The organism is Streptomyces sp. NPDC001093, from assembly GCF_040298985.1.
Lineage (GTDB): Bacteria > Actinomycetota > Actinomycetes > Streptomycetales > Streptomycetaceae > Streptomyces.
On the sequence record NZ_JBEPBF010000026.1, the window covers coordinates 14,331 to 35,905 of the forward strand.

The following is a 21,575-nucleotide window of genomic DNA, read 5'->3' on the forward strand; positions in this document are numbered from 1 at the left end:
CGATGGTGTCTGGACAGATGCGTGACGCTACGAGCCCGCAACTCCGGCCTGAAGTACGGATGCGGGCGCCGTTCCGTTCACCGCCACGCCGGTCCGGTGCGGGGATCACACCTCGAGCGGCGCCTCCGCCTCCGCGGGTTGCTCGGCGGGCAGGCTGTCCATGAAGGAGCTGACGGAGAAGACGGCGCGGCCGGGTCCGGGCGGGCCGTATCCGGGCGGGGAGGACAGCCCGAAGTCCTCCATCGTCTGACGGTAGGCCTGCAGCAGCCGGATGTGGTACTCCAGCGGCGCGCCCTGCGGGTTGGCCTTGCCGAGCGGGGTGGTGGGCTCCGGGCACCAGGTGGTGAAGCGGGGCGTGATGCCGTGCGACATGAAGAAGCGCAGCCCCTCGGTGGTCGAGGCGATCGCCTCGTCCACCGTCGTGAACCCGAACGGCTCGGCCATCTCCACGCCCGCCACGAAGTTGGGGATCACGTTGCGCGCGCCGAAGACGTCGGCGGAGTCCAGGATGCGCTTGTGCCACTCGTCACGGCCGACGTAGCGCTCCTTGCCGGGGCAGTACAGCTCGAACAGCCGGCGGTCCCACACCTCGAAGTTGGGGTGGTAGATCTGCACGCCGTAGTCCTTGAACCGCTGCACGTCCGCCTTGGGCAGCGCCTGGGCGACGACCTTGCCGATCCAGCGGCCCGGGAAGCGCTCCTCGATGGCCTTGGCGTAGTGACCGTAGAAGTCGGCCTCGTCCCGGCCGGCAACCGTTTTCGTAATGGCGCCGCCGGTCAGCGTGTAGGCGGTGGAAGCCTGCTGGGTGTCGTACCGGTCGATGATCTCGAGGGCCTCCAGCACCTCCTCGACGTCCTTCACACCGGTGTACGGCCGCCCGGCCGCCTTGTGCTGGCGCCAGTTGTGGTTGATGTCGCAGTACTGGCACTCCTCCTTGGCGCCGAAGTACTGGCAGACACGGAAAACGGTGAGATAGATCAGGTAACCCCACTGGATGGTCGGGGCCACCTCCATCACGGACTTTCCGTTGGAGAGGGTGTGCCGGTAGTACTCCGGCATCGGCGGCACGCCGACGTCCGCGATCCGCTTCCCGTCGAGGTAGAGCCCGAGCAGTCCCTCGTCGTCGGCGGCCACCCGGTACGGCGAGGCCGGGTTCACCCGTACGGAGACAACGGTACGGCGCAGCTCGTACGGGCCGCCGGTCAGGATGATCTCCTCCGGCGGGCGCCGCAGCGCCGCCTCGCCGAGCTCGGGCAGGGTGCCGTGGTCGAACGAGAAGATGAAGTACGACTTCGGCTTGACCTCGCCGCTCTCGTTGTCGCTGAGGGCGGACGGGTCGAAGGCGACGCCGCCGCGGAGCAGGTCCTCCTTGAAAACGGCTTCCCGTGGCACGTGCGGGAACCGCTCCATCAGATCCTCGACCAGCGCGGTACGACTGCCCATCCGTCTGTCTCCTCCCGGCTCAGGCGTACGTCTTACACCGTATGCCCCCGGCTGCGGCTCAGCCGTGCCGGGTCCCCGCACGGCGCGCGATGTGGTGCGGTACGGCGGTCCCCGCCGGCAGCGCCGGGTCGGGCTCCGGGGTGCCCCAGACCGTGGTCAGCGGCAGGACCCCGGCCCACAGGCCGAGGGCCGCGTCGGGGCTGTCGCCGTCGTCCGGGGCGCCGGTGCGGATCTTGACGGAGGCCTCCTGCAGGGACAGGGCGAGGAGGGTGGTGGCCGCCAGTTCCTTCCGGTCGGGGCGGCGGGCGTACGACCACTGCCCCGGCGCGGAGTGCTCGGTGAGCCGGCGCAGCCCCGCCAGCTTCTCCTCGGGGTCGGTGACCTTGCGCGCCGTGCCGTGGATCATGGCGCTGCGGTAGTTGACGCCGTGCTCGAAGACGGACCGGGCGAGCACGAGCCCGTCCACGTGGGTGACGGTCACGCAGACGGGCACATCCCCGGCGAGGCTGCGGCTGGCCACGGAGCCGTGCAGATACAGCCACCGCTCGTCCCGCCCGTACACCGTGGGCACGACGAGCGGCCGCCCCTCCACCAGCACCCCGAGATGACAGACGAACGCGGCGTCGAGGATCGCCTCCAGCTCCGCCCGCTCCAGGCTGCCCTGCTCGCGCAGCCGGCGGTGGCGGGTGCGGTCGGTGACGGGCAGGCGGGCGGGAAGCGGTTCCTGGGTCATGGATCGAAAGGTACCGATATCGCATTCAACAGGCCAGTGAAATTTCGGATACGTCGATGAATACGGTTACAGCAACGAAATCCGCAGAGTGACTCTCCTCTGGACCCGGACGGATGAGAGGGTCGGCCCCTACACACTCTCCAGGAGGGACGCCACGTGACAGGGAAGGCAGCCGGGAAGGCCGGGACCTCCGGGTCGGTCACCAACTGGGCGCGCACCGTCACCTACACCGCGCGGGAGTTCCACCGCCCGCGCACGCTCGACGCGCTGGCGGCGCTGGTGGCGCGCAGTGAGCGGGTGCGGGTACTGGGCAGCGGACACTCCTTCAACCGGATCGCCGACCCGGGTCCGGACGGCGTACTGCTGTCCACGGCCGGGCTGCCGCGGGTGATCGAGGTCGACACGGCGGCGCGCACGGTCCGGGTCGCGGGCGGGGTCCGCTGTGCCGAACTGGCCCGGGCGGTCCACGCGCACGGTCTCGCCCTGCCCAACATGGCGTCCCTGCCGCACATTTCGGTGGCCGGTTCGGTGGCGACGGGCACGCACGGCTCGGGCGTGGACAACGGCCCGCTGGCGTCGGCCGTACGGGAGGTGGAGATGGTCGTCGCGGACGGCACGGCCAGGACGACGGGCCGGGACGACGCGCGGTTCGACGGTGTCGTGACCTCCCTCGGCGCACTCGGCGTCGTCACCGCGCTCACGCTCGACCTGGAGCCGGCGTACGAGGTGGAGCAGCGTGTCTACACCGAACTCCCGCTGAGATCACTGGACTTCGAAGCCGTGTCGGCCGCGGGGTACAGCGTGAGCCTGTTCACGGACTGGCGGGAACCGGGCTTCAGGCAGGTGTGGGTCAAGCGGCGCACGGACCGGCCGGCGGTGGACTTCCCGTGGGCGGAGCCCGCGCGGGTGCCGCTGCACCCGGTGCCGGGCATGCCCGCGGGCAACTGCACCGAGCAGCTGGGCGTGCCCGGGCCGTGGCACGAGCGGCTGCCGCACTTCCGGGCGGAGTTCACGCCGAGCAGCGGGGAGGAGATCCAGTCGGAGTATCTGCTGCCGCGTTCGGCGGCCCTCGACGCGCTCCACGCGATCGACGGCATCCGGGAGACGGTCGCCGGGGTGCTGCAGACCTGCGAGGTGCGTACGGTCGCCGCCGACACGCAGTGGCTGAGCCCGGCCCACGGACGGGATTCGGTCGCGCTGCACTTCACCTGGGTGCGGGACGAGACGGCGGTGCTGCCGGTGGTGCGCCGGCTGGAGGAGGTGCTGGACCCGTTCGATCCGCGCCCGCACTGGGGGAAGGTCTTCCAGATCCCCTCGGCCGCACTCCGGCGGCGGTATCCACGGTTGTACGACTTCTCGCGGCTGGCCGAGTCCGTGGATCCTTCCGGTACGTTCGCCAACGCCTTCGTGCGGGACCACCTCGGCCTCCGCGACGACTGAGGGCCGCCCGGACAGGGACTTCCTCCAGCCCCTTTCCTAAGCCCTTGTCGAAACTCCCTCGCAGCCCATAGCCTGGCGCCCGCGCCGGTGCCGAGTCGCCCCGGCGTGGTCCGGCTGGACGGGACGGGAGGGGCAGCCGCGTTGAAGCGCACATCACGTGACATCCGCACCGCGAACCGCTACGAGGTGCTGCGCCAGATCATCGCCGAGTCTCCCACCTCCCGGCAGGAGCTCGCCGCCGCCACCGGACTGAGCCTGGCCACGGTCGCCACGCTGGTCGGCGAGCTGCTCGACCTCCGCATGATCACCGAAGTGGGGTTCGAGGACTCCGCCGGCGGCCGGCCCCGGGGCCTGGTCGCCGTCAACGCGTCGGGGGGCGCGTTGATCGGCGTCGACATCGCGGAGACGTACGTCCATGTCGAGCTGTTCGACCTGGCGTTGAACGTGCTGGCCCGCGCCGACGAGGACATGCGGCCCGGCGAGAGCCGCCCGGCACAGGTGGTGGGCCATGTGGCCGCGGCCGTCGGCTCGGTGGTGGCGCAGGCCGGGGTCGAGGCGGCCCGGGTGCTCGGCGTCGGGGTGAGCGTGCCGGGCCAGGTGGACCGGGACACCGGCGTCGCCGAGTACGCGCCCAACTGGGACTGGCACGACGTGCCGTTGCATGACCTGCTCGCCGAACACATCGCGTACCCCCTGCACTTGGACAATCCGCTGCGGGCCTGCGCGGTGGCCGAGCTGTGGTTCGGGGCCGCGCGGGGCCGCGGGGACGCGGTCGTGGTCAATCTGGGCACGGGGGTCGGCGCCGGTCTCGCCCTCGGCGGCGGGCTGCACCGGGGGGTGAGCAACAGTGCGGGCGAGTGGGGCCACACCACGCTCGTGTTGGACGGGCGGCTGTGTCACTGCGGCAACCACGGCTGCGTGGAGACGTACGTCGGCGCGCCCGGCATCATGCAGAACCTGCGCGAACTCAGCCCGCAGTCCCCACTGTTGCACCCCGAGGACCAGACGGCCACCATCGACGCCCTGGCCCGCGCGGTCGCCGCGAACGACCCCGTGGCGCTCAAGGTGGTCCGGGACACCGCCCGTTACCTGGGGGCCGGCATATCCGACCTGATCAACCTGCTCAACCCGGAGGTGGTCGTGCTCAGCAGCTGGGTCGCCGCCCGGCTGGGCGAGCCGCTCCTCGGCGAGGTGCGACAGGCCGTCGCCCGGCACGCGCTGCGCCGGCCGCTGGCCGCCACCGAGATCGTCCTCTCCCCGATCCCCACCGACCCGGTGTCCCTCGGCGCGGCCACGTTCGCGCTGGAGGGGGCGCTGCAGTCCGTCGGGCAGAGGCAGGGCACCACCAAAGGCACCGTCAGGCGCACCACCCTCGCAAGGAGCCGTACCGCACCGCCTTCATGACGACGGAAGGGATGCACGTGTCTCACCCCCGCAAGAGATCCCTGCTGCTGACAGCCTCCGCCGCACTGGCCGTCACCGGAGCCCTTCTCACCTCCCCGCCCGCGAGCGCCGGGGCCGCCCCGGCCGCCGCCGAGGTCTCCCCGCACGCCGCCCAGACCATCGACAACATCGGCGCGTCCGGGGCCTGGTGGGTCGACGACCTCCAGCGCTTCACCCCGAAGGTCCAGGCCAGGGTTGCCCGACTCCTGTTCTCGAAGCAGGGGTTGGACCTGAGCTCGTACCGCTACAACATCGGCGGCGGCGGTGTCGCGGTCACCACCCCGGCCCGAGCCGCCGAGGACTTCCTCTCCGCCGACGGCTCCTACGACTGGAGCAGGGACAAGGGCGGCCGGACCTTCCTGACGTACGCCGCGCAGTACGGCGTGAAGGATCTGATCGGCTTCGTCAACAGCGCACCGGCCCGGTGGACGACCAACGGCAGGAGCTGCGGCGGCCGGCTGAAGCCGGAGAACGAGAACGACTTCGCGAAGTACGTCGCCGACGTGACCGACCACTTCGCCCGGCAGGGCGTGAAGCTGGACTACATCAGCCCCTTCAACGAGCCGGACAACAGTTTCGCCGACTGCGGCCAGGAGGGCATGCCGGTGCCCGTCGACCAGCGCGACGACATCGTGCGCGCGCTGGGCGCCGAGCAGCGGGCCCGGCACCACAAGACGGGCATCATCGCGGACGAGTCGAGCAGGACCACGCAGTTCACCAGCGAGGTCCCGCAGTGGATCACGCAGCCCGGCACCGCACAGTACGTGTCCAGGCTCGCCCATCACACCTACGACGACCCGGACGACGGCCGGCTCGGAAACGTTTACGAAACGGCGAAGTCGGTCGGGAAGGCGCCCTGGGCCACCGAGATCTGCTGCTTCGGCAAGGGGAGCACGGGCTGGAACCAGGAGTACGACCCGACCATCGACAGCGCGCTGCTGATGTCACGGATCATCTACAAGGACTTCGCGACCTCCCACGACTCGGCGTTCCAGTGGTGGGTGGCGCTCGCCAGCGGTTACGGCACCGATCCGAACACCAGGAACGACCAGGGCTGGAACGACGGCCTGATCTACTACGACCCCGACTACGCCACGAACGGCAACCAGAAGCTGTACTTCACCAAGCGGTACTACGCGCTGGGCCAGTACAGCAGGTTCGTCCGGCCCGGGGCGGTCGCGCACGACGTGACCGGGGCCCCGGACGGCGTGGAGGTGTCGTCGTACGACCGGAACGGGCAGTGGGTGGTCGTGGTGAACAACCACAACACCACCGACACCGCGCTGAACCTGCACTTCAACGGCAGGGCGCCGGTGCGCGCGACCCAGGCGGTGCGGACCTCGGCGGAGGAGAACTGGGCGAGGGTCGCCACGCCGGCCGTCAGAGGCGGAACCGTCTCCACGACCCTGGCCGCCCGCTCCATCACGACCTACGTCCTCGACCAGAAGGGGCAGGGCGGTACGGCGCTGACCGGCGCCCTGGTCGGCAAGCAGTCCGGCAAGTGCCTGACCGCCGACGCCTCGGGGGCCGCGATCACCTCCTGCACGGGCGCGGCCGGCCAGTCGTGGTCGTACGACGCGCAGGGCACCCTGAAGGGCGCCAACGGCTATCTGACGGCGGGGAGTTCGGGACTGGCGGCCACCGCCACGGCCACGCACGACGGAACCCAGCAGTGGCTGCTGAACGGCAACGGGCAGATCGTGAACGAGGCGTCGGGCAAGTGCCTCGACGTCGGCGGACAGGCGACCGCCGACGGCAGCACGGTGATCCTGTACAGCTGCAACGGCGGGGCGAACGAGGCCTGGGCCCGGCGGTAACCGCCACTCTTCCCTGACTGGGGGCCGCCGGCCACTCCCCTGACCCGGCGGCCCCATCTCCCTTTTCCCGCTGGCCCGTTCGGGATTCCGGACCAGGCACAACACTTCGAACAGACTTCGTCCGACCCCTTGCCGAAGCCTTAGTCGAAGGTTAACGTCCCGCACCAGCCTCGCCGCAGGCGCACTCGCACTCGCACTCGCACTCGCACTCGCACTCGCACTCGCACTCGCACTCGCAGCCGTACTCGACAGACAAGGACGTCAGCATGTCGGCACAGAGCAACAGCACCTGGGACCGCCGCTCGATACTCCGGGCCGCCGCCGGGCTGGCCGTCGCCGCCCCGCTCACCGCGTGCGGCAGCAACAACGGCCGTGGCGGAGGCAGCGGTTCGGGCAAGCGGCTCACCCAGATGTTCCACGCCTACGGCGAGCCGGGCGTGGAGCAGGCGCTCAAGCGGTACGCCGCCGCGTACAAGAAGGCGAACGTGACCACCCAGTGGATCACCAGCGCCGACTACGAGAGCAAGCTCTTCGCCACCCTGCTCACCGACAACGCGCCCGATGTCTTCGAGTTCCACCCGCAGATCCAGATGGTCAAGAGCGGCCAGGTGGCGGATCTGAGCGACATCGTCGATCCGGTCAAGGGCGACTTCAACGCGGCCGACATCACGTCCCACACGGTCGACGGGAAGATCTACGGCGTCCGGATGATCGACGACCCGCAGTTCTTCTTCTACCGGCCCTCGCTCTTCGAGAAGGCCGGCGTCAAGGTCCCCGAGACCCTCGACGAGCTGATCGAGGCCGCCGCCAAGCTCACCACCGGCAAGACGAAGGGCGTCTATCTCGGCAACGACCTGCACGCGATCGTCAACCCGCTGATCTGGTCCGCGGGCGCCGACACCCTCGACGACAAGAACCGCATCGCCTACCACACCCCCGGCGTCATCGAGGGCCTGAAGAAGCTGCGCAGGCTCTTCACCAGCGGCCATCTGCTCCTCGGCGCCCCGACGGACTTCTGGGACCCCTCCTCGCTCAGCCAGGGCCTGTGTGCCATCCAGTTCTGCGGCATGTGGGCCATGCCGCAGTTCCAGAAGGCGCTCGGCGACGACCTCGGGATCTTCCCCTTCCCGAAGACCGTCGACTCCGGCAAGCCCTCGGTCTACAACGGCGGCTGGTCGATGTTCGTCAACGCCAAGGGCGGCGACGTCGACGCGGCCAAGGAGTACGTGAAGTGGCTGTGGATCGACCAGAAGCAGTACCAGGAGGACTTCTCGACCTCGTACGGCTTCCACATCCCGCCGCGCTCCTCGATCGCCGCGTCGGCCACCAAGCTCAAGTCGGGTCTGGCCGCGCAGGGCGTCAAGCTCTTCAACGACCACGGGCACTTCGACAACATCGGCTGGACCCAGGCCATGATCCAGGCGACCTGGGACGTCCTCGCCGACTGCGTCCGCAAGGACGGTGACCCGGAGGCGGCTCTGGACACCTGCGACAAGGCCGTCACCCGCGAGCTCAAGAAGCTCTTCGGATAGGCCCGCGGACGGACCACGACATGTCGACGACCACCAAGCCCGCCCTCGCGGGCCCCGCCCCGGCCAAGGCCGCGCCGGCCCGGACCTGGCGGCGCCTGCGGGGCAGCCGCACCTTCAACTTCTGGCTCTTCCTCAGCCCCTTCCTGATCGGGCTGATCGTCTTCATCTACGTGCCGATCGTCTGGAGCGTCTACCTCAGCTTCTTCGACGCCCGCTTCACGGTCACACCGTCGAAGTTCATCGGCTTCGACAACTACACGTACATGCTGACGGACCCCAAGTTCGTCCACTCGCTCGGCACCTTCACCGTCTTCGCCGCGTTCATCGTGCCGACCACCTGGGCGGTGTCCCTCGGTCTCGCCCTGCTGGTGAACCGGCTGCGGTTCATGCGGGCCTTCTTCCGGTCGGTGTTCTTCCTGCCGACCGCGTGCAGTTATGTGGCCGCCTCCCTGATCTGGAAGATGTCCCTCTTCAGCGGCGTGCGCTTCGGCCTGATGAACACGGTCCTCGGCTGGTTCGGAATCGACAACATCGCCTGGCTGGCCAGCCCCGATCCGCCCTGGTACTGGCTGGTCATCGTCTCGGCACGGCTGTGGCTGCAGTCCGGTTTCTACATGATCCTCTTCCTGGCCGCGCTGCAGAACATCCCCGCCGAGCTGTACGAGGCCGCCGCCATCGACGGCGCCAGGCCGGGCTGGCAGACCTTCCGGCACATCACGCTGCCCCAGCTGCGCGCCACGTCCAGCGCGGTGGTCCTGCTGCTGCTCATCGCCGCCTATCAGGCCTTCGACGAGTTCTACAACCTGCTCGACAAGACGACGTGGGGCCGCCCCCCGCTGGTCGAGCTGTACTACACCGCCCTGGGCACGGAACAGGACTACGGCGCCGGCAGCGCGGGCGCCGTCATCCTGACCGCGCTGATCGTCGTCGTAACCCTTTTCCAGGGCAAGATCATGGGCTTCGGAAGGGGGGAGGAGTCCACGTGACCGCCAAACGCGGGGGCGGGGTGATGGGCAACACCGGCCTCTACATCGCCACCGGTGTCGCCGCCGTCCTCTTCCTGGTCCCGTTCTACGTGCTGCTGCGCAACTCCCTGTCCACCGACGCGGCGATCACCGGCGAGCACTGGGAGCTCTTCCCGACGCACCTGCAGTGGGGCAACATCGGCGAGCTGTTCGACGACCCGTCGGTGCCGTTCGCCCGGTCGCTGCTGAACTCCCTGGTCGTCGCCTGCTCCATGACCGCCGGCATCCTGCTGGTGTGCTCGCTCGCGGGCTACGCCCTGGCCCGCATCCCGTACCGGCACGCCAACAAGATCTTCTACGTCGTCCTCGGCACCCTGATGGTCCCGACCTCGGTGACCTTCGTACCCAGCTTCGTGCTGGTGTCGTCGCTCGGCTGGGTGGACACCTACCGGGGACTGATCATTCCGGGTCTGTTCAGTGGTTTCACCTGCTTCCTGTTCCGGCAGTACTTCCTCGGGTTCCCCAAGGAGCTGGAGGAGGCGGCACGTGTGGACGGGCTCGGCTACTGGGGCGCGTACTGGCGGGTCGTCGTCCCCAACTCGCTGAACTTCTTCGCGGCGATCGCGACGATCACGTTCATCAACGGCTGGAACGCGTTTCTGTGGCCGCTGGTCATCGGTCAGGACCCGAACTCGTGGACCGTCCAGGTCGCACTCTCGTCGTACATCACCAACCAGACCGTCGTCTTCCACCAGATCTTCATGGCGGCCGCCATTTCCATCCTGCCGCTGCTGTTCGTGTTCCTCTTCCTCCAGCGCTGGCTGGTACAGGGGATCGCGCAGACCGGCATCAAGGGCTGAGCTAGGAGACCGATGTCGTTGAGCAACCGCACCGCCACCGATTACGTCGAGGACGTCTCGCCGGGCTCCGGGGCGCTGCCACCCCGTGCCTGGTACGCCTCCTCGGACGCCACCTCCCTTTCCCTGAACGGCAGCTGGCGTTTCCGGCTGTCGCCGACGGCCGACGCCGAGGACGACTCCTTCGCCGAGGACGGGTACGACGCCGGTGACTGGGCGGAGATCCCGGTCCCCGGCCACTGGGTCCTGCAGGGGCACGGCTCCCCGATCTACACCAACCACCTCTACCCGTTCCCGGTCGACCCGCCGCGGGTACCGACGGAGAACCCGACCGGCGACCATCTGCGGCTCTTCGACCTGCCACAGGACTGGCCGGACGGCACCGCCGGGGGCGCCGTACTCCGCTTCGACGGGGTGGAGTCCTGCGCCCGGGTGTGGCTGAACGGCACGGACCTCGGCGACTTCAAGGGCTCCCGGCTGCCGCACGAGTTCGCGGTCGGCCATCTGCTCAGGCCCGAGGACAACGTCCTGGCAGTCCGGGTCCACCAGTGGTCGGCGGGCTCCTACCTGGAGGACCAGGACCAGTGGTGGCTGCCGGGCATCTTCCGTGACGTCACCCTGCTGCACCGCCCGGCGGGCGCCGCCCTCGACTTCTTCGTGCACGCCTCCTACGACCACCGCGCCGGCACCGGCACCCTGCGCGTCGACTCCGACGTGGACGGCCGGGTAACCGTTTCCGAGCTCGGTGTCGACATCGCGACCGGCGAGAGCGTGACCGTGCCGGTCGAGCCGTGGTCGGCGGAAACCCCGAGGCTGTACGAGGGCACGCTGGCCACCGAGGGCGAGCGGGTGCCGCTGCGCATCGGTTTCCGTACCGTGGAGACGGCGGACGGCCTGATCAAGGTCAACGGCAGGCCGGTCCTGTTCAAGGGCGTCAACCGGCACGAGTGGCATCCGGAGAAGGGCCGCGCCCTGGACCTCGCCACCATGCGCGAGGACGTGCTGCTGATGAAGCGCCACAACATCAACGCCGTCCGCACCTCCCACTACCCGCCGCACCCGGCCTTCCTCGACCTGTGCGACGAGTTCGGGCTGTGGGTGATCGACGAGTGCGATCTGGAGACCCACGGCTTCACCGAGCAGGGCTGGCGGGACAACCCCGTCGACGACGACCGCTGGACCCCGGCCCTGCTGGACCGGGCGTCCCGCATGGTCGAACGGGACAAGAACCACCCGTCGGTCGTCGTCTGGTCCCTCGGCAACGAGGCCGGCACCGGCCGCGGCCTGACCGCGATGGCGGAGTGGATCCGCGGCCGGGACTCCTCCCGGCTGGTGCACTACGAGGGCGACCACGGCTGCCGTGACACGGACGTGTACTCACGGATGTACGCCGACCACGCCGAGGTCGAGCGGATCGGCCGGGGTCTGGACGGCGGCACCCTCAAGCGACGCAGGCTCCCCTTCATCCTCTGCGAGTACGCGCACGCCATGGGCAACGGCCCCGGCGGACTCGCCGACTACCAGCGGCTGTTCGAGTCGTACGACCGGCTGCAGGGCGGGTTCGTGTGGGAGTGGATCGACCACGGCATCGCCCATCCGGAGCTGGGCCACGCCTACGGCGGCGACTTCGGCGAGGAGCTGCACGACGGCAACTTCGTCTGCGACGGCCTGCTCTTCCCGGACCGGCAGCCCTCCCCCGGCCTGACCGAGTTCAAGAAGGTGATCGAACCGGTCGGCATCGCGGGCGACTTCGGCGACGGCACGGTCCGGGTCACCAACAAGCAGGACTTCGCCGACGTGTCGTCGCTGGCGTTCTCATGGTCGTACGAGGTCGACGGGGAGACGGTGGAGTCCGGCACGCTGTCGGTGCCGGCGCTGGCGCCCGGCGCGTCCGCCGACGTCAAGCTGCCCGCGCCGCCGGCCGGGGCGCCGGCCGGCGAGGCCCTCTGGACGGTCCGGGCGGTGCTCGCCGCGGACACCGCCTGGGCGCCGAGGGGCCATGTCGTGGCCTGGGGCCAGATCCCGGTGTCGGAGCGCCGGGTGCCCACGGTCGCGGCGACCGCCCGGCCGGTGCCCGGCAATGGGGTGATCACCCTCGGCCCCGGCACCTTCGACGCCCGCACCGGCGCCCTGACCGCCGTCGGCGACGTGCCCGTCACCGGGCTGCGCCTGGACGTGTGGCGGGCCACCACCGACAACGACGACGGCGCCCCCTGGCAGCCCGACCTACGCTACGGGCTGCTGTGGCGGGGGCTCGGCCTGCACCGGATGCGGCACCGGCTGGACGCGGTGGAGACCGGCGAGCACGCGCTGACGGTCCGCACCCGGGTGGCGCCGGCGGCGCGGGAGCTGGGCCTGTCGACCGTATACCGCTGGACCTCGGACGGAGACCGTCTGCGGTTGACCGTGTGTACCACCCCCGAGGGCGACTGGACCGTCCCCCTCCCCCGGCTCGGCATCCGCTTCGGCCTGTCCGCGGCCGACCGTGTGCGGTGGTACGGCGGCGGCCCCGGCGAGGCGTATCCGGACACCAGGACGGCGGCGGCAGTCGGCCGCTGGCAGTCGACCGTGGACGCCCTGCAGACGCCGTACGTCCGCCCCCAGGAGAACGGCGCCCGCATCGAAGTCCGCTGGGCCGAGCTCGGCGGCCTGCGCATCGAGGGCGACCCGGCGTTCTGGCTCACCGCCCGCCGCTGGACCACCGAACAGCTGGACGCCGCCGCGCACCGCACCGACCTCACCCCTGGCGACGCGGTGTGGGTCAACCTGGACCACGGCCAGCACGGCATCGGCTCCCAGTCCTGCGGTCCGGGCCCGCTGCCCCCGTACCGCCTGCGGGCCGTACCGGCGGAGTTCTCCTTCGTGTTCTCCACCGCGCCCGAGCCGGAGGCCGACTGACCCCGACGCTCCCGACACCCACCGCGGCCGGCCGGCACCCCTCCCGCCGGAAACCTAGATACCCTAGGATTGCCACTAAACATCCAAGGAGGGGGTGCCGGATGGCCCGAGCGGGCCTCACCGTCGACCGTGTCGTCACGGCCGCCGCCGAACTCGCCGACGAGGCGGGCTTCGAGAACGTCACCCTGTCCGCGCTGGCCCGCCGCTTCGGCGTGAAGGACGCGAGCCTGTACTCGCATGTCCGAGGCCTCGCGGACCTGCGCACCCGGCTCGCGCTGCAGGCCGGCGGCGAGCTGATCGACCGGATCGCGGTGGCCGTGGCCGGCCGCGCGGGCAAGGACGCGCTGGCCGCCTTCGCCGGCGCCTACCGCGCGTACGCCCTGGAGCACCCCGGCCGGTACGCGGCCACCCAGATCCGTATCGACCAGTCCCTGATCCCCGGCTCCCCGGCCCTGCGCCGCACCGCCGAGATCACCTACGGCATGCTGCGGGCCTACGGCCTGGACGAGCCCGACCTGACCGACGCCGTACGCCTGCTGCGCAGCACCTTCCACGGCTACTGCGCCCTGGAGTCCGCCGGCGGCTTCGGCGCGGACCGGAACGTACAGGCCTCCTGGGACAAGGCGATCGACGCGCTGCACCAGGCCCTCACCCACTGGCCCCGGGAGACGAGCGGAGATGACGGAAAAGGCGGCTGAAGCGCTGCACTACGACGTCTCGGGCAGCGGTCCCGTGCTGCTGGTCCTGCCGGGCGGGGCCGGGCACCCGATGGGGCTCGGGCCGCTGACCGAGCGGCTGGCCGCGCACTTCACCGTGGTGACGTACGACCCGCTGGGCCTCGCCCACGGCCGGCTCGGCCTGCCGGTTCCCGGGCAGCGGGTGGCGGACTGGAGCGAGGGGGCGCACCGGGTGCTGGAGGAGGTGCTTCCGGCAGGCGAGTCCGCGTACGTGTTCGGGACCAGCTCCGGCGGTATCACCGCCCTGGACCTGCTCGCCCGGCACCCCGGGCGGCCGGCGCACGTGGTCGCGCACGAACCGCCGTGCGTGACGGTGCTGTCGGACGGACAGGAGCGGCGCGCCGAGCTGATCGGGCAGCTGGACGGGCCCGGACGCCCGGCCGCGGAGGGCGCCGAGGCGACCCCGTTCGGGGTCTTCCTGGCCCGCGTGCTCCGCCCGTTCACGTCGTACCTGCCCTCCTTCACCGCTCCCCAGGGCACGCTCACCCTCGCCGCCGGCGCCGACTCGCGCGGTGGGCCGCTGTACCGGACGAGCGTGTCGCTCGCCCAGCGGCTGGGCGGTGCGTTCGCGGAGTTCCCGGGCGGGCACCTGGGCACACTCGATCACCCGGAGGCGTTCGCCGACCTGCTCACCGACACGTTCCGCTCCAGTGCGCGGACCTCTGGGTAGGTGGGGGTGGTGCCGTCCGGGGTGCGTCCGGCGGCGATGTCGGTGACCGCGTCCAGGGCCGCGCCGAGCGCCCGCCGGTACAGCAGTGAGCCGAGGCTGATCCGGCGGACGCCGAGGTCGGCCAGCTGGGCGACCGTGGGTCCGGCGGGCGAGTAGAGGATGTTGAGCGGGGCCTCGAGGTGCCGGACCAGGGCGGCGATCCGCCGGGGGTCGGTCAGCCCGGGCACGAACACCCCGTCGGCACCGGCCTGCTGGTAGGCGTCGAGCCGTCGCAGGGTGTCCCGCTCGTCGCCGTCGCCGGACCAGTACGTGTCCGTGCGGGCGTTGACGAACAGGCCCGGTGCGGCCGCCTTCACCGCGGCGATCTTCGCCGCGTGCCGGTCGACGGGCCCCAGCCCGTCCTCCAGGTTGACCCCGGCCACCCCTACGGCCCACAACTCCCGTGCCAGTGCGGCCACTTCACTGGGATCCGGGCTGAATCCGTCCTCGGCGTCGACCGAGAGGAGCCAGGGCCCCGCGCCGAGGGTCAGGGCGAGAGCCAGGGTCTGCTCCCGGGTCGCCCCTTCGCCGTCGGGCAGTCCGGCGGCCGCCGCCACGGCCAGGCTCGTCGTGCCGATCGCCGGAAAACCCCGGGCGGCGAGCGCGGCCGCCGAGGCATGGTCCCAGGCATTGGGCAGCAGCAGCGGCACGCCGGGCCGGTGGTGGAGTCCGGCGAACGTCGTCATGGTGGGATCAGCGGTCATACGGCCACGCTAGGCACGGGTCGTTTCGGCGCCTGCCGAACCGTTCGGACCGTCGCGCCGTACAACGACGTTCGCCCCCGCCGCCACCAGCCGCACCCGGACCTCACCTCCCCCGCTCCACCGGACCACCAGCTCCCCCTCCCCGTCCGCCCGCACGGACACCAGCTCCCCCATCGGGGGCGGATCCGCGTCCCCGGTGAGCCGGGCCAGTGCGACGAAGAGGGTGTCCCCCTCCCCGACGGCCCCGGTGAGTGCGCTGGACAGGCCCACGGCGGGCAGGAGTTCGGCCCGTACGCCGTCCCGCAGCGCTCCCCACCCGGTGATCCGCACCGGCGTCCCGGGCGCGGCCCCCGAGACCAGATGGGCCCGCACCTCCACCGCGCCCTCGGCCAGCACGAGGCTGGTGACGGTGATCCCGTCGCGCACGGTGTGCCGGGACGCGATCCAGCCCCGGCCCGTGCCGAGCGGCTCGATCCCGGTGCGGCTCGGATCGCCGCCGACGATCACGCTGTTGTCGTACGACGCCCGGTCGGGCGTGGTCGAGGTCGAGTAGGCGAGCCGGGTGTAGTAGGGGTCGTAGCGGACGTCCTCGCTGCCGTGGTTGTGCAGCCGGACCAGTCCGTCCGAACGGGTGGACTGCAGCAGCCAGTTGGGGACCGGGACGGGCCGCACCTCGTCGGCGCGCCCGGCCGGTCCCGGCTCCTCGGTCGCCGTCCACACCTCGTGCTCCGCAGGCAGCAACAGGCCGAGAAACCCTTTACTGGCCCAGTACGGGGAGGCCGGGCCCGAGTAGCTCTGGACGAGCGAGTCGTCGGGGCCGAGCCAGCCCAGCGGGAGCAGGCCCCGCTCGTCGACCGCGCCGCCGTCGAGGAAGTAGCGCAGGGCGCCGGATGCGAGACGCCGTGTCTCCCCCGGGGACAGGGGGGTCTGTCCGGTCAGGGCGCCGAGCCAGAGCGGGGCGGTCGTCGCGAAACGGTAGGTGAGGGAGCGGCCCTGGTGCATCGGGGCGCCGTCGCCGCCGAACAGGCGGGCGTAGTCGGCGAGGTGACGGGACAGCCGCCGGCCGTACACGGAAAGCAGTTCACCGTCGTCCGCCAGCCATGCGTGGAGGACGGTGTACAGGTGCATGGCCCAGCCGTTGTAGTAGTCGAACTTCCGGCCGTCGCCGTCGGTGTACCAGCCGTCGCCGAGGTACCAGCCCTCGACCCGTTCCAGACCGCGGTCGATCGCCTTGCGTGCGGCCTCCGGCTGGTGGCCGATCTCGAGCAGGAAGCCGCCGACGGTGACGGGGAACAACTCCCAGTTGCACGCCCAGGGTTCGGCGGTGAGCGCGTCCGCCAGCCAGGCGGCGGTGCGCTGCCGTACACAGTCGTCGAGCCGGTCCCACAGCAGCGGCCGGGTCAGCCGCAGGGCGAGCGCGACGGACGCGGCCTCGACGAGCGGCTGGCCCCGGTCCTCGACGCGTGGCCAGACCCCGCCGGGACCGGTGGCGAGGCCGTCGGCGTAGCGGCCGAGCGCGGTCTCGTCGCGGCGGAAGGCGGCCAGCAGCAGCGTACGGGCGTATCCCTCCAGGCCGTCGGAGAGGTGCCCGGAGTGGCTCACGTGGTCGCCGGGGAGGTGGTAGAGGGCGCAGTCGGGGGTGGCGTAGGGCTCGACGGCGGCCAGCAGGGCGTCGGCGGCGGTCTGCCAGTGGGCGCGGGTGTAGCCGGTGTACGGGCTCGACACGCGGTCGTCGGCGGGCAGTTCGATCACGGCGGTGACGTTCCTTCCAGGCGGGCCTGGGGCGCCCCGGTTCCGGTCGGGGCGCCCCAGGGCTTCATCCCACCCGCACGGCGCCCTCGGGCACCAGATGCAGGGCGAGAAGTCCGTCGCGGGCCAGGCCGGCGTAGACGGTGGCACCGTGCACGGAGGTGTGCGTGTTGTCGCGCTTCTCGTTGTAGAGGCAGATCGCCCTGGAGCCCTCCGGGCCGAGGGACTCCACCAGCGCCTTGGTCTTCGCGGTGAGGTCGATCAGGGGCACGTGTCCGGCGGCGGCGACGGACCGGATGGCGGCCGGGAGGTCGACGCCGAGGCCGTTGACCAGCAGGGCGGTGTTGTTGTGCAGGGCGCCGTCGGCGTTGGACCAGCGGCGGACGATCGGGGTGACGAGCACGGGTTCGCCGCCCTGGTCCCGGATTCCCGCCACCAGGGCCTCCAGGCCGGCCCGGCAGGTGGTCTCGTCGGTGGTCTTGTCGTTGTGGGCGAGTTGCACCAGCACGAGGTCGCCGGGGCGGATCAGCGGCCGTACGGTGGCCCACAGCCGGGGATCGGCCAGGCAGGTGACCGTGCTCTCGCCGGAGTCGGCGTAGTTGGCGACGGACAGGCCCTGGCGCAGGTACTGCGGCAGCTGCCGGCCCCAGCCAGAGTAGGGGTCGGCGGGCTGGTCGCAGACGGTGGAGTCGCCGATCAGGATGATCTGGCGGGGGTGCCGGGCCGGGGTGACCCGGGTGCCGGCGAGGGCGGGGGCGGAGCCGCCGAGCGTCAGGTCCAGGCCGGGGGTTCCGTCGGGGCCGGTCGGTTCGCCCTCGGGGGTGCGGACGTTCACGGTGAAACTGCGGGTGAGGCGTTCGCCGGCCGCGACGGCCGTCTCCGGGAGCAGGGCGCGCCGGGTCTCCCCGAAGACGCCGGTGCTGGACGCCGTCGCGCCGCCGAGCCGGACCGTCACGTCGTACGTGCCCGCAGGGACGTCGAAGTGGCAGGCGATGGCAGTGCAGTTGTCGATGCCGAGGGGCCGGGCGCCGTCGGCCCGGGCGGGGGCCGCGGTCAGGGTCGCGCCCACGGTGACCGCGAGCAGCACGGCGGTTCCGACACGTCTCACGCGCGGCTCCTCCATCGATCGTCATCGGCCGACCCGAGACCGTACCGGTTCGGGCAAGCGCTTTCTAGACCTAGGGAGGAATTCGCTGGATTACTGAGTTCTCACTCACGCAAGGCCTTTCGCGAAGTGCGTTCGACTGCCACCCTGCCAACACCCGTACCCCCCACACTTTTCGAAGGAGCCCCATGTCCGGGTCCGGAAGCAGGGCGGTCCGACGCCGCACCTTCGTCCTCGGCTCCGCCGCCGCGACGGCCGCGGCGGCCCTCACCGGTCCGCTCGCCGGCTCCGCGGCGGCGGCCGGTTTCGGCTGGAGCGACGACGGCTCGAACTACGTCGTCGACACCGGCGCGAACCTCGTCCTCAAGGTCAGCAGGACCAACGGCGACCTGACCTCGCTGGTCTACAAGGGCACCGAGTACCAGGGCTACGGCGGCAAGAACTCGCACGTCGAGTCCGGCCTCGGCACCTCCACGGTGACCCTCGCCCAGTCCGGCTCGACCATCCTGATCTCCGTCGCCCATGGCACGCTGCGCCACTACTACGCGGCCCGCAGCGGCGAGAACAACATCTACCTGTGGACGAACAAGGCCGACTCCTCGGTCACGGCGACCCGTTACATCGTGCGCGTCAAGGCAGGCCTGTTCCTCAACGACGAACCGGACTCCTACACGTACACCACCAGCACCGTCGAGGCCTCGGACGTGTTCGCGAAGCCCGACGGCCAGACCCGCTCCAAGCACTACTCGAGACACCGGGTCATCGACTACGACTACATCGGCTGGACCACCGGCGGCGTCGGTCTGTGGATCGTCCGCAGCAACCACGAGAAGGCCTCCGGCGGCCCCTTCTACCGCTCGCTGCTGCGCCACCAGAGCGCCGACGGCGGCGGCCTGTACGAGATCCTCCACTACGGCGAGAACCAGACCGAGGCCGAACGCCACGGCCTGCAGGGGCCGTACGTCATCGCCTTCACCGACGGCGGCGCACCATCGCCCGCGCTGTACCACGGCACGCTCACCACGCCGTGGGCGGACTCGCTCGGCATCGCCGGGTACGTGCCCGACGGCGGCCGGGGCCGGGTCGCCGGCGTCGGCATCACGGGGCGCGACACGACGTACGCGTACACGGTCGGGCTCGCCAACCCGGCGGCGCAGTACTGGGGTTCTGTGCGGGCCTCCGACGGGTACTTCTCGGTGCCCAGGGTGCTGCCGGGTGCGTACACGCTGACGGTCCACAAAGGCGAGCTGGCCGTGTACAGCACACAGGTGACCGTGTCCGCGGGCACGACGACCACGCTCAACACGATCACCGTCCCGTCCTCCAACGACCCGTCCCACGCGAGCGCGATCTGGCGGATCGGGAACTGGGACGGCACGCCGAGCGGCTTCAAGAACGCCGACCTGATGACGTACGCGCATCCCTCGGACGTACGGGCCGCCTCCTGGACCGGCAACGTGGTGATCGGAAGCGGTTCCGAGACCTCCGCCTTCCCCTGCTATCTGTGGAAGGACGTCAACAGCGGCCTGCTCGTCCACTTCAAGCTCACCGCCGCGCAGGCCGCCGCCGCGCACACCCTGAGGATCGGCGTGACGACGGCCTACGCGGGCGGCCGGCCGCAGGTCACGGTCAACGACATGTGGACCTCGGCGATCCCCTCGCCGCCCGCCCAGCCGAGCACCCGGTCCCTCACCGTCGGCTCCTACCGGGGCAACAACCACACCTTCAGCTACAGCGTCCCGGCGAGCGCGTGGCGCACGGACACCAGCCAGTACAACGTGCTGAGGATCGACGTGGTGAGCGGTTCGGGGACGTCGGGCTATCTCAGCGCGGGCACGGCGATCGACGCGATCGATCTGCTCGCCTGAGGTCCGGTCATGTTCCGTGCGTCCACTGCTGGTTCGTTCCTCCATTGCAGGCTTAGGTGGTGATCGCCGCGGAGTTGGCGGTGGACGCGCCGGACACGTCCAGGCACTCGCCGGTCGTACGGGCCTTGATGTTCACGTACGAGCCCGAGGTCACCACCGACCACTGCTGTGCGGTGGCGCCGGCGCAGTCCACCAGTAGTAGTACGAGCCGACCTTGAGGACGCCGCCGCCGTGGGCGTGCACGGGGTTGCCGGAAGTATCCGTGAACCGGGTGCCGTTGGTGACCGTCCGCGGTGCCGCCCCCGGGCGGGTCCGGCCGCCGCCAGGGCCGCGGCGAGGGCGCAGCACAGGGCGAGGAGGGCGGCGTGGACGCGCCTCATCTCACGCCCCTGCCTTCACGGTGCCGGCGACCGGGACGCCGAAGTCCGGGGTGCCGTCGGGCTTCCAGCCGAGCCGCTGGATCCGGGTGTGCCGGTTCGGGTCGTGCAGGGGGTCTCCGGTGATCTCCTTGTACGGGCGGGCGTGGTAGACGAGCACGTCGCTGCGGCCGTCCTCGGCCACGGTGAAGCAGTTGTGCCCGGGGCCGTACTGCCGGGTGGTGTCGTCGCTGGTGAACACCGGGACGGGCGACTTGGACCAGCTCCGGGCGTCCAGCAGGTCACTGCCGGCGTCGGCGGTCAGCATCCCGACGCAGTAGTGCCAGTCGGTGGCGCTGGCCGAGTAGGTGAGGAACACCCGGCCGTTGCGCTGGAGCGCGTACGGGCCCTCGTTGACCTTGTAGCCGACGCACTCCCAGTCGTACTCGGGGGTGGAGAGCCGCACCTGAGGGCCGGTCAGGGTCCAGGGGTTGGCCATCTTCGAGATCCACAGCGCGGTGTTGTTGTCCATGCCGGGCTCGTGCTGGGCCCAGACCAGGTAGCGGGTGCCGCGGTGCTTGAAGGTGGTGGCGTCGAGGGAGAAGGTCTCCCAGGCGGTCCTGATCCGGCCCCGCTCCACCCAAGTGCCCCGGAACGGATCGGGGCCCGCGTTCTCCAGCACCCAGATGCGGATCGCCCAGATGTCCTCGGCCGGGGCCGAGGCGAAGTAGATGTACCACTTGCCGCCGATGCGGTGGAGTTCGGGTGCCCATATGTGCGCGCCCATCGGGCCGGTGGCGTGGGCCCGCCAGATCACCGACTCGGCCGCCGTGGCGAGGCCGTTCAGCGTGTGCGAGCGGCGCAGGATGATGCGGTCGTACTCGGGGACCGTGGCCGTGAAGTAGTAGAGGCCGTCGGTGTGGCGGGTGATGTGCGGGTCGGCGCGCTGGAGGACCAGGGGGTTCACGTAGGGGGCGGCCGTCGGACGGTCGGGGGCGGCCTGGGCGATGCCCGGGGCGGCGACGAGGGCACCGGCGGCGATCGCGGCACCTTTCAGCATCAGTCTGCGGCTGGGGACTTCGGGGAGCCCGGGGGCACGGCTCATGCGGAGTGCCTCTCGGTGGGGGATTCGAAATATCGGACATCATCTGTCATTCCGAACGCGGAAAAGGTACGGGTGGGCCGGGAGTGGGGTCAATGGGTTCGGCGAGATGCGGGA

General features: G+C 70.9%; 16 protein-coding genes and 2 pseudogenes. 10 read left to right on the top strand and 8 right to left on the bottom strand.

Features of this window, described 5'->3' with window-relative positions; translation table 11 throughout:
• Window positions 1–105: 105 nt before the first annotated feature.
• Window positions 106–1,443: a radical SAM protein gene (locus ABT288_RS15825; RefSeq protein WP_351607352.1), complete on the bottom strand. Its 1,338-nt coding sequence runs from the start codon at window positions 1,441–1,443 to the stop codon at window positions 106–108.
• Between the two features lie 58 nt (window positions 1,444–1,501).
• Window positions 1,502–2,176 (bottom strand): pyridoxamine 5'-phosphate oxidase family protein, encoded by a 675-nt coding sequence (locus tag ABT288_RS15830; RefSeq protein WP_351607355.1) that lies wholly within the window; start codon window positions 2,174–2,176, stop codon window positions 1,502–1,504.
• Window positions 2,177–2,332: 156 nt separating this feature from the next.
• Between ABT288_RS15830 and ABT288_RS15835 the strand changes: the two genes are divergently transcribed.
• The 9 genes from ABT288_RS15835 (at window position 2,333) to ABT288_RS15875 (ending at window position 14,535) form a co-directional block, all read left to right on the top strand.
• A complete protein-coding gene (locus ABT288_RS15835) occupies window positions 2,333–3,616 on the top strand; it encodes an FAD-binding protein (protein WP_351607358.1) in 1,284 nt (427 codons plus the stop codon).
• A 141-nt stretch (window positions 3,617–3,757) separates the two neighbouring features.
• Window positions 3,758–5,020 (top strand): ROK family transcriptional regulator, encoded by a 1,263-nt coding sequence (locus ABT288_RS15840; protein ID WP_351607361.1) that lies wholly within the window; start codon window positions 3,758–3,760, stop codon window positions 5,018–5,020.
• An 11-nt stretch (window positions 5,021–5,031) separates the two neighbouring features.
• Window positions 5,032–6,876 (top strand): glycoside hydrolase, encoded by a 1,845-nt coding sequence (locus ABT288_RS15845; RefSeq protein WP_351607363.1) that lies wholly within the window; start codon window positions 5,032–5,034, stop codon window positions 6,874–6,876.
• Between the two features lie 266 nt (window positions 6,877–7,142).
• Window positions 7,143–8,408, top strand: coding sequence for an ABC transporter substrate-binding protein (locus ABT288_RS15850; RefSeq protein WP_351607365.1), 1,266 nt, complete (start codon window positions 7,143–7,145; stop codon window positions 8,406–8,408).
• Between the two features lie 20 nt (window positions 8,409–8,428).
• Window positions 8,429–9,394: a carbohydrate ABC transporter permease gene (locus tag ABT288_RS15855; protein WP_351607367.1), complete on the top strand. Its 966-nt coding sequence runs from the start codon at window positions 8,429–8,431 to the stop codon at window positions 9,392–9,394.
• 23 nt (window positions 9,395–9,417) lie between these two features.
• Complete coding sequence (locus tag ABT288_RS15860; RefSeq protein WP_351607506.1) at window positions 9,418–10,233, top strand: carbohydrate ABC transporter permease; 816 nt, start codon at window positions 9,418–9,420, stop codon at window positions 10,231–10,233.
• A gap of 12 nt (window positions 10,234–10,245) precedes the next feature.
• Window positions 10,246–13,128 (top strand): glycoside hydrolase family 2 TIM barrel-domain containing protein, encoded by a 2,883-nt coding sequence (locus tag ABT288_RS15865; RefSeq protein WP_351607369.1) that lies wholly within the window; start codon window positions 10,246–10,248, stop codon window positions 13,126–13,128.
• Window positions 13,129–13,229: 101 nt separating this feature from the next.
• The gene (locus tag ABT288_RS15870; protein WP_351607371.1) at window positions 13,230–13,826 is read left to right on the top strand and encodes a TetR/AcrR family transcriptional regulator; all 597 of its coding nucleotides are present in this window, start codon (window positions 13,230–13,232) and stop codon (window positions 13,824–13,826) included.
• Window positions 13,807–14,535 carry an alpha/beta fold hydrolase gene (locus ABT288_RS15875; RefSeq protein ID WP_351607373.1) on the top strand — a complete coding sequence of 243 codons (729 nt, stop codon included), beginning with the start codon at window positions 13,807–13,809 and terminating at the stop codon, window positions 14,533–14,535. Before ABT288_RS15870 ends, ABT288_RS15875 begins: the two co-directional genes overlap by 20 nt.
• Here the strand turns inward: ABT288_RS15875 and ABT288_RS15880 are convergent.
• The 3 genes from ABT288_RS15880 to ABT288_RS15890 all read right to left on the bottom strand — a co-directional run bounded on the left by ABT288_RS15880 (window position 14,469) and on the right by ABT288_RS15890 (window position 18,135).
• Entirely contained in the window at window positions 14,469–15,278 is an 810-nt protein-coding gene (locus ABT288_RS15880) for an isocitrate lyase/PEP mutase family protein (protein ID WP_351607376.1), read from the bottom strand. The two genes, ABT288_RS15875 and ABT288_RS15880, sit on opposite strands and share 67 nt — an antisense overlap.
• A gap of 9 nt (window positions 15,279–15,287) precedes the next feature.
• Complete coding sequence (locus ABT288_RS15885) at window positions 15,288–17,027, bottom strand: DUF2264 domain-containing protein (protein WP_351607508.1); 1,740 nt, start codon at window positions 17,025–17,027, stop codon at window positions 15,288–15,290.
• A 67-nt stretch (window positions 17,028–17,094) separates the two neighbouring features.
• Window positions 17,095–18,135 carry a rhamnogalacturonan acetylesterase gene (locus ABT288_RS15890; RefSeq protein WP_351607379.1) on the bottom strand — a complete coding sequence of 347 codons (1,041 nt, stop codon included), beginning with the start codon at window positions 18,133–18,135 and terminating at the stop codon, window positions 17,095–17,097.
• 185 nt (window positions 18,136–18,320) lie between these two features.
• Between ABT288_RS15890 and ABT288_RS15895 the strand changes: the two genes are divergently transcribed.
• A complete protein-coding gene (locus tag ABT288_RS15895) occupies window positions 18,321–20,000 on the top strand; it encodes a rhamnogalacturonan lyase B N-terminal domain-containing protein (RefSeq protein ID WP_351607382.1) in 1,680 nt (559 codons plus the stop codon).
• A 52-nt stretch (window positions 20,001–20,052) separates the two neighbouring features.
• Here ABT288_RS15895 and ABT288_RS15900 read toward each other — a convergent pair.
• From ABT288_RS15900 to ABT288_RS15905, 3 genes and pseudogenes are all read right to left on the bottom strand, one after another.
• Window positions 20,053–20,190, bottom strand: a pseudogene (locus tag ABT288_RS15900) (RICIN domain-containing protein); the annotation flags it as partial.
• Window positions 20,190–20,380: pseudogene (locus tag ABT288_RS50240) on the bottom strand (beta-xylosidase); the annotation flags it as partial. The pseudogenes ABT288_RS50240 and ABT288_RS15900, both read right to left, overlap by 1 nt.
• Window position 20,381: 1 nt before the next feature.
• On the bottom strand, window positions 20,382–21,461 hold the full coding sequence (locus ABT288_RS15905) for a glycoside hydrolase family 43 protein (RefSeq protein ID WP_351607388.1): 1,080 nt from the start codon (window positions 21,459–21,461) through the stop codon (window positions 20,382–20,384).
• Window positions 21,462–21,575: the final 114 nt, after the last annotated feature.

Coding starts and splice junctions, on each gene's coding strand:
- ABT288_RS15825 (WP_351607352.1), bottom strand. CDS start 1,443: ATGGGCAGTCGTACCGCGCTGGTCGAGGATCTGATGGAGCGGTTCCCG.
- ABT288_RS15830 (WP_351607355.1), bottom strand. CDS start 2,176: ATGACCCAGGAACCGCTTCCCGCCCGCCTGCCCGTCACCGACCGCACC.
- ABT288_RS15845 (WP_351607363.1), top strand. CDS start 5,032: ATGCACGTGTCTCACCCCCGCAAGAGATCCCTGCTGCTGACAGCCTCC.
- ABT288_RS15850 (WP_351607365.1), top strand. CDS start 7,143: ATGTCGGCACAGAGCAACAGCACCTGGGACCGCCGCTCGATACTCCGG.
- ABT288_RS15855 (WP_351607367.1), top strand. CDS start 8,429: ATGTCGACGACCACCAAGCCCGCCCTCGCGGGCCCCGCCCCGGCCAAG.
- ABT288_RS15860 (WP_351607506.1), top strand. CDS start 9,418: ATGGGCAACACCGGCCTCTACATCGCCACCGGTGTCGCCGCCGTCCTC.
- ABT288_RS15865 (WP_351607369.1), top strand. CDS start 10,246: ATGTCGTTGAGCAACCGCACCGCCACCGATTACGTCGAGGACGTCTCG.
- ABT288_RS15870 (WP_351607371.1), top strand. CDS start 13,230: ATGGCCCGAGCGGGCCTCACCGTCGACCGTGTCGTCACGGCCGCCGCC.
- ABT288_RS15875 (WP_351607373.1), top strand. CDS start 13,807: ATGACGGAAAAGGCGGCTGAAGCGCTGCACTACGACGTCTCGGGCAGC.
- ABT288_RS15880 (WP_351607376.1), bottom strand. CDS start 15,278: ATGACCGCTGATCCCACCATGACGACGTTCGCCGGACTCCACCACCGG.
- ABT288_RS15895 (WP_351607382.1), top strand. CDS start 18,321: ATGTCCGGGTCCGGAAGCAGGGCGGTCCGACGCCGCACCTTCGTCCTC.
- ABT288_RS15905 (WP_351607388.1), bottom strand. CDS start 21,461: ATGAGCCGTGCCCCCGGGCTCCCCGAAGTCCCCAGCCGCAGACTGATG.